Source organism: Enterococcus sp. DIV2385 (genome assembly GCF_051711925.1).
GTDB classification, from domain to species: domain Bacteria; phylum Bacillota; class Bacilli; order Lactobacillales; family Enterococcaceae; genus Enterococcus; species Enterococcus faecalis.
The window spans coordinates 1,756,231-1,770,567 of sequence record NZ_JBIONV010000001.1 but is presented as its reverse complement, the minus strand read 5'-3'; the positions used below and the strand labels follow the sequence as shown (position 1 = coordinate 1,770,567).

The 14,337-nt window shown below is 37.6% G+C and carries 11 protein-coding genes, 1 tRNA gene and 2 other annotated features; of the genes, 9 read left to right on the top strand and 3 right to left on the bottom strand.

The window, feature by feature from the left end; genetic code table 11:
* Positions 1 to 64: 64 nt before the first annotated feature.
* From glmS to IGM04_RS08630, 4 genes are all read left to right on the top strand, one after another.
* Positions 65 to 1,873, top strand: a complete 1,809-nt coding sequence (gene glmS / locus IGM04_RS08645; RefSeq protein ID WP_002356940.1) for a glutamine--fructose-6-phosphate transaminase (isomerizing) — start codon at positions 65 to 67, stop codon at positions 1,871 to 1,873.
* Positions 1,874 to 2,147: 274 nt separating this feature from the next.
* Positions 2,148 to 3,428 carry an aminoacyltransferase gene (locus IGM04_RS08640; protein WP_086318090.1) on the top strand — a complete coding sequence of 427 codons (1,281 nt, stop codon included), beginning with the start codon at positions 2,148 to 2,150 and terminating at the stop codon, positions 3,426 to 3,428.
* Between the two features lie 48 nt (positions 3,429 to 3,476).
* Positions 3,477 to 3,767, top strand: coding sequence for a hypothetical protein (locus IGM04_RS08635; RefSeq protein ID WP_002359936.1), 291 nt, complete (start codon positions 3,477 to 3,479; stop codon positions 3,765 to 3,767).
* 175 nt (positions 3,768 to 3,942) lie between these two features.
* On the top strand, positions 3,943 to 4,908 hold the full coding sequence (locus IGM04_RS08630) for a hypothetical protein (RefSeq protein ID WP_086318091.1): 966 nt from the start codon (positions 3,943 to 3,945) through the stop codon (positions 4,906 to 4,908).
* Positions 4,909 to 4,995: 87 nt separating this feature from the next.
* Here the strand turns inward: IGM04_RS08630 and IGM04_RS08625 are convergent, their stop codons facing one another.
* The 3 genes from IGM04_RS08625 to IGM04_RS08615 form a co-directional block, all read right to left on the bottom strand.
* Entirely contained in the window at positions 4,996 to 5,175 is a 180-nt protein-coding gene (locus tag IGM04_RS08625) for a hypothetical protein (protein ID WP_002383739.1), read from the bottom strand.
* 213 nt (positions 5,176 to 5,388) lie between these two features.
* The gene (locus tag IGM04_RS08620) at positions 5,389 to 6,879 is read right to left on the bottom strand and encodes a glucosyltransferase domain-containing protein (protein ID WP_002385810.1); all 1,491 of its coding nucleotides are present in this window, start codon (positions 6,877 to 6,879) and stop codon (positions 5,389 to 5,391) included.
* Between the two features lie 157 nt (positions 6,880 to 7,036).
* Positions 7,037 to 7,109 (bottom strand) — tRNA-Thr (locus tag IGM04_RS08615).
* Between the two features lie 263 nt (positions 7,110 to 7,372).
* Positions 7,373 to 7,618: a binding site (T-box leader), on the top strand.
* A gap of 640 nt (positions 7,619 to 8,258) precedes the next feature.
* Positions 8,259 to 8,509, top strand: a binding site (T-box leader).
* Positions 8,510 to 8,594: 85 nt separating this feature from the next.
* On the opposite strand from IGM04_RS08615, the gene IGM04_RS08610 reads away from it, so the two are divergent.
* The 5 genes from IGM04_RS08610 to IGM04_RS08590 all read left to right on the top strand — a co-directional run bounded on the left by IGM04_RS08610 (position 8,595) and on the right by IGM04_RS08590 (position 14,333).
* Positions 8,595 to 9,665, top strand: coding sequence for a methionine ABC transporter ATP-binding protein (locus IGM04_RS08610; protein WP_010713268.1), 1,071 nt, complete (start codon positions 8,595 to 8,597; stop codon positions 9,663 to 9,665).
* 18 nt (positions 9,666 to 9,683) lie between these two features.
* Positions 9,684 to 10,364 carry a methionine ABC transporter permease gene (locus IGM04_RS08605; RefSeq protein ID WP_086318092.1) on the top strand — a complete coding sequence of 227 codons (681 nt, stop codon included), beginning with the start codon at positions 9,684 to 9,686 and terminating at the stop codon, positions 10,362 to 10,364.
* 19 nt (positions 10,365 to 10,383) lie between these two features.
* Entirely contained in the window at positions 10,384 to 11,217 is an 834-nt protein-coding gene (locus tag IGM04_RS08600; protein WP_002366917.1) for a MetQ/NlpA family ABC transporter substrate-binding protein, read from the top strand.
* Between the two features lie 14 nt (positions 11,218 to 11,231).
* Complete coding sequence (locus IGM04_RS08595) at positions 11,232 to 12,425, top strand: amidohydrolase (RefSeq protein WP_086318093.1); 1,194 nt, start codon at positions 11,232 to 11,234, stop codon at positions 12,423 to 12,425.
* A 369-nt stretch (positions 12,426 to 12,794) separates the two neighbouring features.
* Positions 12,795 to 14,333 carry an ABC-F family ATP-binding cassette domain-containing protein gene (locus IGM04_RS08590; RefSeq protein ID WP_086318094.1) on the top strand — a complete coding sequence of 513 codons (1,539 nt, stop codon included), beginning with the start codon at positions 12,795 to 12,797 and terminating at the stop codon, positions 14,331 to 14,333.
* Positions 14,334 to 14,337 lie beyond the last annotated feature (4 nt).

The window sequence follows — 14,337 nt, the reverse complement described above, 5'->3', positions numbered from 1 at the left end:
GATTTGCTAGTTAAACAGGACCTAGTAAATACAGAATTTCAATTGGAAAGTAGGAATTAGCATTATGTGTGGAATTGTCGGAATGATTGGGAAAGAAAATGTTACGGAAAGTTTGATCCAAGGATTAACAAAATTGGAATATAGAGGTTATGATTCTGCTGGGATTTGTGTGAATGATCAAAGCCAACAGCCCCATGTAGTTAAGGCAGTTGGGGGCATTGCCGATTTAGCAGCAAAATTAACGCCAGAAATCGATGGAACGGTTGGTATTGGTCATACTCGTTGGGCCACTCATGGCGAACCAACTGTCGCCAATGCACATCCCCATGTTTCAAGCGATCAACGCTTTGCATTAGTGCATAATGGTGTCATTGAAAACTTTGAAGAATTAAAAGAACAATTTTTAAGTGGTGCTCACTTAATTGGTGATACAGATACTGAAATCGTCGTTCAATTAATTGCTCATTTTGCTGAAAATGGTTTTTCAACAAAAGATGCTTTTAAAGCGGCTTTAGCCGAAATTAAAGGTTCATACGCTTTTGCATTAATGGATAAAATGGACCCCAATACTATCTACGTAGCGAAAAATAAAAGCCCGTTACTTATCGGTCTAGGTGAAGGCTTTAATGTTATTTGTAGTGACGCGATGGCGATGATTAAAGAAACCAATCAATTTGTTGAGATTGTTGATGGTGAAATTGTAACTGTTACAGCGGATAAAGTAGTAATCGAAACGCCAGAAGGACAAGTAATCAACCGAGAACCTTTTGAAGCGCAATTAGATTTAAATGACATTGAAAAAGGAACATATCCGTTTTATATGCTCAAAGAAATTGATGAACAACCTGCAGTGATGCGCAAAATTGTTCAAGCGTATACTCAAGGTGAAAAAGTGACTTTAGATGAGGCGTTACTTGAAAAAATTAATCAATGTGACCGAATTTACATTATTGCTTGTGGGACAAGTTATAATGCAGGTTGGGTCGGAAAATCTTTAATTGAAACGATTGCCAGTATTCCTGTGGAAGTTCATTTATCAAGCGAATTTGGCTACAACATGCCTATTTTATCTGAAAAACCGTTCTTCATTTTCTTAAGTCAAAGTGGTGAAACGGCAGATAGTCGCCAAGTACTGGTACAGGTTAATGAATTAGGGCATCCATCACTTACATTAACAAATGTTGCTGGCTCAACATTATCACGTGAAGCGGACGATACCTTGTTATTACACGCAGGACCAGAAATTGCTGTCGCTTCCACCAAAGCTTATACTGCTCAAATCGCTGTCTTAGCTATTTTAGCAAAAGCAATTGGCGAAGAACGCCAAACATTAGCAGCCGTCTCATTTGATGTGGCTCACGAATTGAGCGTGGTAGCAGCTGTCATGGAAACCTTGATTGATGAAAAACAACAAATGAAAGCCTTGGTGGAAGATTATCTGACGTATACTCGAAATGCCTTCTATATTGGGCGAGGAGTCGACTATTATGTGTCGATGGAAGCGGCCTTGAAGTTGAAAGAAATTTCCTACATTCAAGCAGAAGGCTTTGCGGCAGGTGAATTGAAGCATGGAACGATTGCCTTAATTGAAGAAGGAACACCTGTGATTGGGATTGTGACAGATGCCAAAGTCGCAGCCCATACAAGAGGCAATTTAAAGGAAGTCGAAAGTCGTGGAGCAAGAAATATTGTGATTGCCTTGGAATCCTTGGCAAAACCACAGGACCAACTAATTATTCCAGATGTTCATCCGTTACTTTCTGCCTTAGTTAGCATTGTTCCAGGCCAATTATTAGCGTACTATGCAACCTTACAAAGAGGCTACGATGTTGATAAACCAAGGAACTTAGCTAAAAGTGTAACTGTTGAGTAAATCAAGAACCTGAGAGAAAGATGTTTAACGGGTTCTTATAAGTTTTTGAGCGTGGAGCAAAAATCCAAAGTGATTTTTGTCCCACGCTCAAATATTTTTTATAAAAGAAAGATATTCAGTCAAAAATGAAAGATTCCAAAGAAATTCTTTTTTTCCGTTGAAAACTGTTTGCATTTTAGCAAAATTAGATATAATTAATAAGAACCGAAAAATAAGAATTAGCCAGTGAGGTAACTTTGTTTGAAAGAAAGCAAAAAGTAGGTTAAGCTGAAAAGTGCTAATTTATTTAACAAAAAAAGATTGTGAGTTGTTTGATATGGATCAGTTTAGTACATTAACTGAACAAGAATTTACTACCTTTGCAATGACACATCCTGCAGGTAACTTTTTAGAAACACCCGAAATGAAACATTTATTGGAACGACGTGGCTGGCATTGTGAATACGTTGGCGTCAAACGAGAAGGCCAACTAATTGCTGCGTGTATCCTAAGCAAGAAAAAAGTCAAAATTGGTTATGCTTTCGACATTGACGGCGGAATTTTGATGGATTATACAGATAAAAAATGTGTAGAAGCCTTTTTCACAGGCTTAAAAAAATATGTGAAAAAAAATGATGGCCTTTATTTAACCTTTACTCCAAATAAACAAATTTGTTTACGTGATTTTAATGGCGATGAAGTTGAAAAGGTCAATCAAGAAACATTTGACTATTTCACATCAATTGGTTTTGAACACCAAGGGTTTGATGTGCACAATTTTGATGGCGCGCCACGTTGGCTGTTTGTCAAAGATATGGCTGGATTAACAGAAGAAGAGCTCTGGAAATCTTATGGAAAAGATGCTAAATATGACATCAAGAAAACATGGGAATATGGAGTAACAACCCGAGAACTTCGTTACGAAGAGCTACCTCTCTTTAAGAAATTAACGGAAGAAACAAGTGCACGACGTAATTTTGAAGATAAGGATTTAGCTTATTACCAAGCTGTTTATGAAGAGTTTGGCGAACGAGCAAAATTTATGGTGGCGGAACTAAACTTTGCTACTTATTTAGAAAATCTTCATGAGAAATTACGCAAATTACAAGAGACGCTCAACGAAGTCAATGAAGCGTTAATTGCCAATCCTAAAAGCCGTAAAAAAAATAACCAGAAACGTGAATTTGAAGATGAAGTTCGTACCGTGCGCAAACGGATTGACGAGGCTAAAGAAATGAAAACATCAGATGAACCTGAAATTTTAGCAGGCGCCTTATTCATTGTTCATCCACAAGAAGTGGTTTACTTGTTTAGTGGTACGTATGAAAAATATAAACAATACTATGCACCGTATTTAATTCAACATAAAATGTTAACTTACACAGTAGAAAATAACATTCCCAAATATAATTTTTATGGCGTTGACGGTGTCTTTGATGGAAGTGATGGGGTTCTTAAATTCAAACAATCCTTTGGCGGTCATGTCGAAGAATTAATGGGCAATTTCCACTGGAAAGCCAAACCGATGAAATATGCCTTATACCACGCATTAAAAACGATTAAAGAAAAAGTCTAAAATTAAAACCTAATCCTTAAAAAGGAATGGACAAAGTGAGGCGTTTAAATGGAAAATCAAGTCGAGGTTATGACGTATGCACAGTTAAAAGAAATTATGCAGGCGTTAGAAGCAAACGAAGCGATTACAGAAGATACAAAAGTCTTTATTGATACAGGCTGGGATAGCGTGCAAGAAGTAGCCCCAGATGCGGTCAGTATTGAAAAAGTTGCTAAATTTACAGTAGCAGATGTTTTAACAAACGAAAGTTTTGCTGGGTATAGTTTAGAAGAAAAGGCGGAGAAGATGAACGCTGAGGGCGACCTAGAAACGGCAATTATTATTCGTAATCTTTACTAAAAAAGTCCGTTTGAATAGTTAAAATCGAGGTCGGGACAGAACCGTTTAGCTCCGAGCAACGCGTAGTGTTGGTTCTGTTCCCGCCGGTTATCAGGTTTTGAGCCTGGAGCAAAAATCCAAAGTGATTTTTGTCCCAGGCTCATCTGCTTTAAATAAGAAATAAAGGAGGTTAGATATGAGTACCATTCATGAATTTCCAAAAAACTATGAACGTTTTATTGCACAAGGAGAAGAAGCACTTGTAGAACATAATCAGATCGCCGCTTTAGAAAATTTTCAACAAGCCTATCAGCTACAACAAACGCCGCCAGTAAATCAAAAAATTGTCCAATTATTGTTGGAAATGGGTGAAGCTGACGAAGCACTAGCATTGGCAGAAGCGTTCCAAGAGTCTTATTTTGAGAACCTTGAAACAGCGACAATTTATATGCAAATTTATAGTCAAAGCCGTAGCTTTATTGAAGGATATATTTTATTGAAGCAACTACTTCAAACTAAAAAAATAACGCTAGCACAACAAAAAACGTTAGAACAGCAATTAATGCAAGTAGAAGAGGCGTATCAACAATTAGAAACGCAGCAAATTCAAGCAATTAAAAGGAACTTGTTAGTAAGCGATCAATTGCCCGTTTATCAACAATTAGCGAATATTAAAGTCAGTTTATATTTGCCTAAGCCAGTATTTGTGGAAGTCGCAAAAGATTTAGTTATGAACCAAGCACTCAGTTATTTTGCTCGGGAATGGTTTATTGAAGAATTAGCACTGTTGCAATTTTCAGAACCACTGACTTTTCTTTGGTATGACAATCAGCCTCAGACAGTCTTACTAGAAGGAAAAACTGGACCGTTAAATACGCCGATCTATTCCGAAATTTGTACTGAACTTAGGAATCGTTTAGAAAATGATGATCCAATTATGCTGCAGCATTTGGAAGAAGAAATTCGGTTGCATCTTGCCTATTTGTATCCATTAGCAGAGACGGTTATTTCAGATCCAACTATCTGGGTCTTGGGTTATTTGGCAACCTACTATCCTGAATATATTGAAAAAGAATTGACTGAAGCAAAAGGCCATCAAATCGCTGCTGTTCAAAAAGTTCAACAGGCGATACGAACGGCTTTTACACAAATAATGCTTTAAAAAATGGCACGTCCTAAAAGCGAGGACGTGCCATTTTTTCGGTTTCAGAAATTTGCTGAATCTGCTCTAATTGCTTTTCTTGACTGATTATTGCGGATAATAGAAAAAAGCAAGACAGAAATAAGTAAAAAGGATTCCTTGAATCAAGCAAATCACAACGAACAATGGCGTTGCTCCTGGAAAAGAATCAGAAATCCGTGTAATTAAAAATTCAACTAACCACAAAATCATTGAAAATAAAAATAATTTTTTCTGACGAGTTCTCATAGTCCGCAACAACCTTTCTGGTGATTTTCACTTCTCTATCATAACATAGAAAACGAGCTGTTTTTTCTCAAAAATTTTGTTACTTTATAAGAAAAATGGGAAATAAACAAGTTTCAGGAAGTACTAGCTTTATCCGAAAAGAATACTTAATCCATCTTAATCAAACCATACAGTCACGTTTATTGCAAAAGAAGTGTTTTTGGATGGAACAAATTATTTCATAAACACAAATATTTCTTTGTTGTTTGTATAAATGTCATAAAAGTGATTACTTACTACTTTTTGATTTTTAGACATATCAGTATCGGTCAGTGGTGCCATCTCTACTCCTAAATTCGATGAAGTATTGAACCAAACGTAATTAGGGAAATATAGACCGTCATTTGGTGGCACGATTTTTGAAAGAATTGGGTAGTTTCGACTTGTATTAGCATAAACAGTTGAATTTTTGAAAAACGTATTTAAATAAACTTTTTTTCGTTCGTTTGTTACAACATTTTTTAAATCATCTGTTAAAACAGCTGCTTGGCGATTGAATGCTTCTTTTTGATAGTTTAATGTGGAAGAATACACCAAAACAAACGATAAAATATAATAAGATAACAAGCTGGCCACAAGTAACGAAGTTAGATAAATTGCTTTCACTTGTCGATTGTTAAATAAACTTAACATGCTGATTGTAACAAAAACAGCAAATCCGTAAATATAGCGAGGCGCATCACCAGCGATATTTCTTGAATAGACAATAAAAATACCAAAACTTAAGAGAGAAGCAAGTCCTAAATACAAGATACAATAAAGGAAACTTAACCCCAAGTTGATTTTACTATTTGATAGATGACTAATAAAAAATAAAACAAGCAGTAGGAGCAGTAATAAGAGCCATAAACGATTACTCTGGTTCAATAGCTCTGAAAAATAATGGTAACTATTTTGATAAGCCACACTGGGAATATCGTGCAAACTTGGTAAGGCCTGACTGCCCCCAATGTTGTTTGTTGCGGAAGGTACAAATTTTAACTCGATAAGGTAGCTGACTATAGAAAGTAGATAAGCGATAGCAGCAAGTGCGACTTTTTTACAAAGAGCAATGAAATTTTCTCCAGCAAGTAACTGCTTGAAAGTAAGGAATAAGACGATAACTATATAAATTCCTGACGATGCTTGGTAAGTATTAAACATAACAAACAGTGAAAAGACAGAAACCAAGAAAAACGTAAAAGAATTACGCTGCCACCAATAAAAAGGAAGAAACGAACAAAAAATACTCAATGCCATATAGGGACTATCAAACCTGAAACTAAGACATTGGAGGAACCAAGGATTGAGGCCAATTAAAGTAGCTACTAAAGAGGAACCCCAGCTAATTTTTTGGTCATTGATGATATAAATTGCCAGTATGCTTGTGAGAGATAAGATAAGACCTGTTAGAATCGGTGTGGTCAAGCCCAGATCTGTCAAATGACGACTTCCTTGAACAAACCATGAGAGAAATTCACTGCCCCAACGTGCGTAAGTCGTACCAAAATCTGTCATTCCAGCGACTTGGCGAGCATTATCATCTAAGTAAGGGAAATTGATAATGCCGATGGATAAAACTGCCACTTGATAAATTAAAATGATCAATAGAAGATAGGCTTTATTTTCAATACACCAATTCTTTAAATCAAATTTTTTTGATTCTGTAGGTAATTGTTTCATCATTGTACTCCACTCCAATAATTATTTAACAATTAAAATATACCATAACGAGTGGAATGAAGAAATTGCTTTTGTTATTTTCTCATCTTGACAGAACACTAAGGGTAGGCAAAACAAAAAAATCCCAACTCTTTATTAAGGAGTTGGGATTTTACCAAAAAGCCACCTGCCGGGCTTGAACCGGCGACCCCCACCTTACCATGGTGGTGCTCTACCAACTGAGCTAAGGCGGCACTTTCAAAGGCTAAACTAACTCGAGGATTGCAACGAAGTGAAACCCATAGAGTTCACTTTCAAAGGCTACACTGCGACGAGTAATCGTCAAAGTTCCTTTTGAAAAATCGTACAAATCTCGTGCACAAGAAATAGAATAACGTATTGACGAAAGTTTGTCAATTGCTCTTTCGTAAAAAAAGAAAAATGATTTTTTTCTAAGAAAAACTGTTGACAATCTCTTTTTTCTCTAGTAAAGTGTAAATCAACATCACAGATAACTATTCATTCGTTGAAGAGAAGAGTAAATTTTGATGACCTTCAAAAGAGAGTCCTGATTGGTGAAAAGGGACAAGGTTCAGAAAAGTTGAAGATGGCCTCTGAGAATAAATTGCTGATAAGTAAGCAATTTCGGCTAAGCACCCGTTACCATGTGCACCAAGTTAATAAAGACTTGGATAAGAGATGAGATATAAAGAATCAGTTATATTTCAAAAAAAGGTGGTACCGCGAATCATTCGCCCTTTACTAGCAAAACGCTAGTGAAGGGCTTTTTGCTGTGAATCACTACGACTGGCGCGAAGCGACAGAGTAGATGATGAACAGTACAAGATGACCGAAGGGCAAGTTGTGTCATTTGCACGAAAGTGTTCCTACGATTCTCGCCAAGGCTGTGATTCTCGTCACAGTTAAATCCTGTTGAGCACTACGACTGGCGCGAAGCGACAGAGTAGATGCTGTCTGCGATTACTCGACGCAGTATGGCCTTTGTAAGTGATGAACAGTACAAGGTGACCGAAGGGCAAGTTGTGTCATTTGCACGAAAGTGTTCCTACGATTCTCGCCAAGGCTGTGATTCTCGTCACAGTTAAATCCTGTTGAGCACTACGACTGGCGCGAAGCGACAGAGTAGATGCTGTCTGCGATTACTCGACGCAGTATGGCCTTTGTAAGTGATGAACAGTACAGGGTGACCGAAGGGCAAGTTGTGTCATTTGTACGAAAGTGTTCTTACGATTCTCGCCACAGTCAAATCCTGTTGAGCACTACGACTGATGCAAAGAGAGAGAGCAGCTATTATCTGCGATTACTCGATGCTTGAGGGGGTAGTAACTCTAGTCTGTTTGATTTTGAAAATAAACGAAAATCGGTTTAAAATGAATAGAAATAAAAAAGCAGTGATATAGTAAGTACAAGACTTGATTTGTCTAACAGAGAGCCTAGGTAGCTGAGAATAGGTGACAAAGACGTTTTGGAAAATGGCTATTGAGCAAGCGCTCCGAGTGTTAAACACAAGGCGGCGACGGGGGCTCCCGTTATCGAGCTAGGGTATCGAACATATTGTTCCGTACTTGAAAAGGGAATTTGTGTGAGCAAATTCTGAACATGAGGTGGTAACACGCAAAAAAGCGTCCTCAACGATACAACTTGAGTTGTGTCGTTGAGGATGCTTTTTTCTTTTTTATGAAAAAATGCAGGTTGGTAAGAATGAAGGGGGATAAAGAATGATTGAACTAAAAAATATCAGTGTGACATTTCAACAAAAAAAACAAGAAATTCAGGCTGTCCAAGATGTGTCTTTGACAATTGATAAAGGGGATATCTACGGAATTGTTGGTTATTCCGGTGCTGGAAAAAGTACGCTAGTACGGGTAATTAATTTATTGCAACGACCAACAGCGGGCACCGTTATTATTAACAAAGAAAATATTTTAACTTTTTCTAAAAAGGAATTACGACAACAACGAAAAAAGATTGGAATGATTTTTCAACATTTTAATTTGATGAAAGAGCGGACCATATTTAGTAATATCGATTTTTCATTAAAATATTCTGGGCTAAGTAAAAGTGAACGGCGTCAAAAAATCAGCCATTTATTAGAGCTAGTTGGACTAAGTGAAAAACGGGACGCTTACCCCAGTCAACTATCAGGAGGGCAAAAACAGCGAGTTGCGATTGCCCGCGCTTTAGCAAATGATCCTGAAATTTTACTTTGTGATGAAGCGACGAGTGCGTTAGATCCAAAAACAACGGGACAGATTTTAGCCTTGTTAAAAAAGTTAAATCAAGAACTGAACTTGACGATTGTCTTAATCACCCATGAAATGCAAGTGGTTAAAGAAATTTGTAATAAAGTCGCGGTGATGGAAAATGGCTGCGTTGTCGAATCAAACGATATTGTTTCGATTTTTAGTCAACCCCAACAACCTTTAACAAAAGATTTTATCCGGACAGCAACTCATATTGACCAAGCATTAACCACGATTCTTGAACATCCTAAATTAGCTGATTTAGATAAAAATCAAGAATTAATTGAATTTTCTTATGTGGGAGATCAAACGAACGAGCCATTAATTGCACAATTGTATAGCCAATATCAGGTATATACAAATATCCTTTATGGCAATGTCGAAATTGTTCAAAACGTTCCTATTGGCCATTTAATTGTGGTGCTTTCTGGTGATGAGGCCCAGCGTCAACAAGCCCTTACTTATTTAGCGAAACAAGGCGTGCGGACCAATGTTTTGAAAACCTATCAGCAAACGAAGAAAAAGCAGAACTTACAGGTGATTTAAAAAAGGAGTGAACTGAGAATGTATCAATTATTTGAGAAATATTTTCCGAATGTTGTCCAATTAAAACAAGAGTTTCTTCAAAGTACATGGGAAACATTATACATGGTTTTTTGGACAGCATTGATAGCTGGTGTGTTAGGAGTCTTGTTGGGTGTCGTGCTTGTTAGTACTGGCCCCAGTGGTGTTTTGAAAAATCCACCCCTGTACAGTGTCTTAGAAAAAATTATTAATGTTTGCCGTTCTATTCCTTTCATTATTATGCTCGCACTGATTCAACCATTAACACGAATTTTGGCAGGAACGACAATTGGTACAACCGCAGCGTTAGTCCCATTAGTTATTGGCGTAATTCCGTTCTTCGCGCGCCAAATTGAAAATGCGTTATTAGAAGTGGATTCTGGCGTTATCGAAGCGGCAGAAGCTATGGGGACGAGTCCCTTAGGGATTATTTTTCGGGTTTATCTAATTGAAGGGTTACCAAGTATTATTCGTGTTTCAGCGGTGACAATTATTAATTTGATTGGATTAACAGCCATGGCAGGAGCGATTGGAGCCGGTGGTCTGGGCAACTTAGCGATTACTCGAGGATACAATCGGTTTCAAACCGATGTGACATTTATGGCCACGTTAATTATTTTAATTATGGTATTTATCAGTCAAGCCATTAGTAATCAATTAATCAAAAAAACATCACATTAGAAAAAAGGAGAAATGACAAATGAAAAAATTTAGTAAATTAATTGGACTTATTGGGGTATTAGCTTTTACGATTGCAGGTTGTGCATCGGGGTCTGCGAAGGATACTAAGACAGAAACCGTTAAACTAGGGGTTGTAGGAACAAAAAATGATGAATGGGAATCGGTCAAAGACCGTTTGAAAAAGAAAAATATTGATCTACAATTGGTAGAATTTACAGACTATACGCAACCCAATGCAGCATTAGCAGAAAAAGAAATTGATTTAAATGCCTTTCAGCATCAAATCTTTTTAGACAATTACAATAAAGAACATGGGACGAAATTAGTATCAATTGGCAATACAGTCAATGCACCATTGGGAATTTACGCCAATAAATTGAAAGATATCACGAAAATTAAAGACGGCGGAGAAATTGCTATTCCTAATGACCCAACGAATGGTGGGCGGGCGTTAATTTTATTACAAACTGCAGGACTGATAAAAGTTGATCCTGCGAAACAGCAACTACCGACTGTCAGTGATATTACTGAAAATAAACGCCAATTGAAAATAACTGAATTAGATGCTACGCAAACAGCGCGCGCTTTACAAGATGTCGATGCTTCAGTGATTAATAGCGGCATGGCTGTCGATGCTGGGTATACACCAGATAAAGATGCTATTTTCTTAGAACCTGTAAACGAAAAAGCGAAACCTTATGTGAACATTGTCGTGGCCCGAGAAGAAGATCAAGAGAATAAACTTTATCAAAAAGTTGTAGAAGAATATCAACAAGAAGAAACGAAAAAGGTCATTGCAGAAACATCAAAAGGCGCCAATGTTCCAGCCTGGGAAACATTTGGTAAAAAATAAAGGAGGCATTTATAATGAGTACAACAACGATTCAAACAATCCAAGAAGCTATTGCTACAGAAAAGGAATGGATAATCCATTTAAGACGCCATTTTCATCAATACCCTGAAGCAAGTTTAAAAGAATATGAAACGATTAAGCGAATTAAAGAAGAACTACTAGCCTTAGCTATTCCTTTTGTAGAAGTAGGGGAAACGGGTGTTTTAGCAACCATTGAAGGAAGTCTTGGCGCTGGCAAAACGATTTTGTTACGTGCAGATATTGATGCGTTGGAATTGCCAGATGCAACAGGTGCTGCCTATGCTTCTAAAAATCCAGGACTCAATCATGCTTGTGGACACGATGGTCATGCGGCAGCATTGCTAGGTGCAGCTAAAGTGCTCAAAAAACATCAGGATACCTTTTCAGGAACGATTAAACTGGCCTTCCAGCCAGCTGAAGAAATTGGTGCAGGCGCTCGACATTTTGTGGAAGGAAATTATTTAGAAGCAATCGACCAAGTGTTTGGGATTCATTTAGATTCTAGTGTGCCGGTCGGGAAATTAGTCGCTACCAAAGGCGCCACCAACGCCTCTTGTGATATTTTTAAAATTGAAGTCAGTGGTCAAAGTAGTCACGTCGCCCAACCACAGAATGGCCGAGATGCTGTTTTAGCAGCGGCCAGTATCGTTGTGGAATTACAAAAAATTGTAGCTCGCGAGATTGATCCTTTAGATTCTGTCGTAGTAGGAATTGGCGTTTTACAAGCAGGAACACGCTATAATATTGTAGCAAACCAGGCAACCATTGAAGGTACTGTTCGAACATTTAGTCAGGAAACGCGCCAATTTGTTTTACAACGAGTCGAAGAAATTGCCCATGAAATTGCCCAGTCTCATCGCACAGAAATTGCTGATTTTTCTGTTTATGCGGCAGCGAATCCATTAATTAATGAAGAACAAGCAACCAACCGTGCACAGCAGGTAGCCAGTGAAATTGTTGGTTTTGAAAATGTTGTGACCGATCATCCTAAAAGTTTAGGGGCGGATGATTTTGCTGATTACTTAGCGGTAATTCCTGGTATCTATGGACGGGTCGGTTCACGAAACCCTGAAAATCCTGCTACTCATTTTGGACACCATCATGAACAATTTGATATTGATGAACGTGCCTTACTTTTAGCAGCAGAGTACCACGTACGCTATGCATTAAACTATTTATCAGAATAATAGGGATAGGGAGCCGACAAAATGATTGTTTGTGGGCTCCTTTCGTTATAAACCAACGTGGCTTGCTTTCTTGTCATACTATGGTAGAATACAAGCATAAGAAAGGTGATTCACATGTTTTTTGTTTTAACTGATAAATTAACAAGAAAAGTAGCTCCCGATAGTTTAAGAACAGATGAAGCACTGTTGTGGAGCCGAGCAATTAATTTCTTCATCGCTTGATAGCACATTTTTTGACTAGAAAAGCTAGTCTTATTTGAGTGTACGTACAAGCGGTTGTTGGGATTTCTGTCAGGATGAACGACGTGCAGACGTGGTTCTTTTTTTGTTGTCCCAAAATAATCAGTTAACAAGAAAGAAGTGACGAAAATGAGTATTTTAACTATTGAACATTTAACGCATCGATTTGGCGAAAAGGTCTTGTATGAAGAGGCCTCATTGCAAGTGAATAAAGGGGATCATTTAGGCTTAACTGGCCAAAATGGTGTCGGCAAATCCACCTTAATTAAAATTTTAACGGGGGAAGTATTGCCAGACGAAGGAACGATTCAGTGGCAAAAAAATTGCAAGATTGGGTACTTGGATCAGCATGTTTCTGTAGAACAATCACTAACGATGGTTGATTTTTTGAAACAAGCCTTTCAAGAACTTTTTGATAAAGAAGCGAAACTGACAAAACTTTATGAAGAATACAGTCAAACGGCTTCGGAAAAACTTTTAGAACAAGCAGGCAAATTACAAACAGATTTAGATGAAAGTAATTTTTACCAAATCGACACGATTATTCAGGATTTAGCCAATGGGTTAGGACTACAAGCAATTGGTTTGGATAAAAAGTTAGGGGAGCTAAGCGGTGGTCAACGTTCAAAAGTGATTTTAGCAAAATTATTGTTAGAGGCCCCTGATGTGTTACTTTTAGATGAACCCACCAACTATTTAGATGATACACATATTCAATGGCTTGTTCGCTATCTGAATAATTTTGAAGGAAGCTTTCTATTAGTCTCCCATGATTATCAATTTTTAAATGAAGTGACGAATTGCATCGCAGATATTGAGTTTGGCAAATTAACCAAATATACTGGAAATGTAGAAAAATCTTTTGCACAAAAAGAGCAGAATAAACAAACCTATTTGAAACAGTATCAGGCCCAACAAGAAAAAATTGAAAAAATGGAAGCCTATATTCGTAAATACAAAGCTGGAAATCGAGCAACGATGGCTAAAAGTCGACAAAAACAATTGGACCGGTTGGAACGATTGACTCCGCCAGGTTCCTTGACTAAGCCAGCGATTGAATTTCCTTATCAAGGGTTAGTTGCAACGCAAGCACTAACGACCCAGAAGTTAGTTGTCGGCTATCGGGAACCTTTGTTAGAACCGTTAGATTTAATGGTTCATGTCGGTGAAAAAGTCGCATTGAAAGGTTTCAATGGGATTGGCAAATCAACATTAATTAAAACGTTGATGAAAGTGATTCCTTCATTAGATGGAGAATTTCATTATCCGCTGAATACCAAAATTGCTTATTTTACCCAAGACTTAGCGTGGCCTAATGAGCAGTTAACGCCGCTAGATTATTTATCAGATCGTTTTCCAGATACAACGATTAAAGAGCGAAGAAGTCATTTGGCTAGGGCAGGTTTACCAGATAAGTTAGCAATGCAGTCGTTAGCCCTGTTAAGTGGTGGTGAGCAAACAAAAGTAAAACTAGCGGAACTAATGATGCGAACTAGTAATTTGTTATTTTTAGATGAGCCAACCAATCATATTGATGAAGCGGCCAAAAAAAGTTTACAAGAAGCAATTCACGTTTACCCAGGAACGGTTTTTCTGGTTTCCCATGAAGCAGATTTTTATGAAGAAATTGTGGATCGAGTAATTGATATTGAGGAATTAGTTAAATAAAGAA

Coding starts and splice junctions, on each gene's coding strand:
- glmS (WP_002356940.1), top strand. CDS start 65: ATGTGTGGAATTGTCGGAATGATTGGGAAAGAAAATGTTACGGAAAGT.
- IGM04_RS08635 (WP_002359936.1), top strand. CDS start 3,477: ATGGAAAATCAAGTCGAGGTTATGACGTATGCACAGTTAAAAGAAATT.
- IGM04_RS08630 (WP_086318091.1), top strand. CDS start 3,943: ATGAGTACCATTCATGAATTTCCAAAAAACTATGAACGTTTTATTGCA.
- IGM04_RS08625 (WP_002383739.1), bottom strand. CDS start 5,175: ATGAGAACTCGTCAGAAAAAATTATTTTTATTTTCAATGATTTTGTGG.
- IGM04_RS08620 (WP_002385810.1), bottom strand. CDS start 6,879: ATGATGAAACAATTACCTACAGAATCAAAAAAATTTGATTTAAAGAAT.
- IGM04_RS08610 (WP_010713268.1), top strand. CDS start 8,595: ATGATTGAACTAAAAAATATCAGTGTGACATTTCAACAAAAAAAACAA.
- IGM04_RS08605 (WP_086318092.1), top strand. CDS start 9,684: ATGTATCAATTATTTGAGAAATATTTTCCGAATGTTGTCCAATTAAAA.
- IGM04_RS08600 (WP_002366917.1), top strand. CDS start 10,384: ATGAAAAAATTTAGTAAATTAATTGGACTTATTGGGGTATTAGCTTTT.
- IGM04_RS08595 (WP_086318093.1), top strand. CDS start 11,232: ATGAGTACAACAACGATTCAAACAATCCAAGAAGCTATTGCTACAGAA.
- IGM04_RS08590 (WP_086318094.1), top strand. CDS start 12,795: ATGAGTATTTTAACTATTGAACATTTAACGCATCGATTTGGCGAAAAG.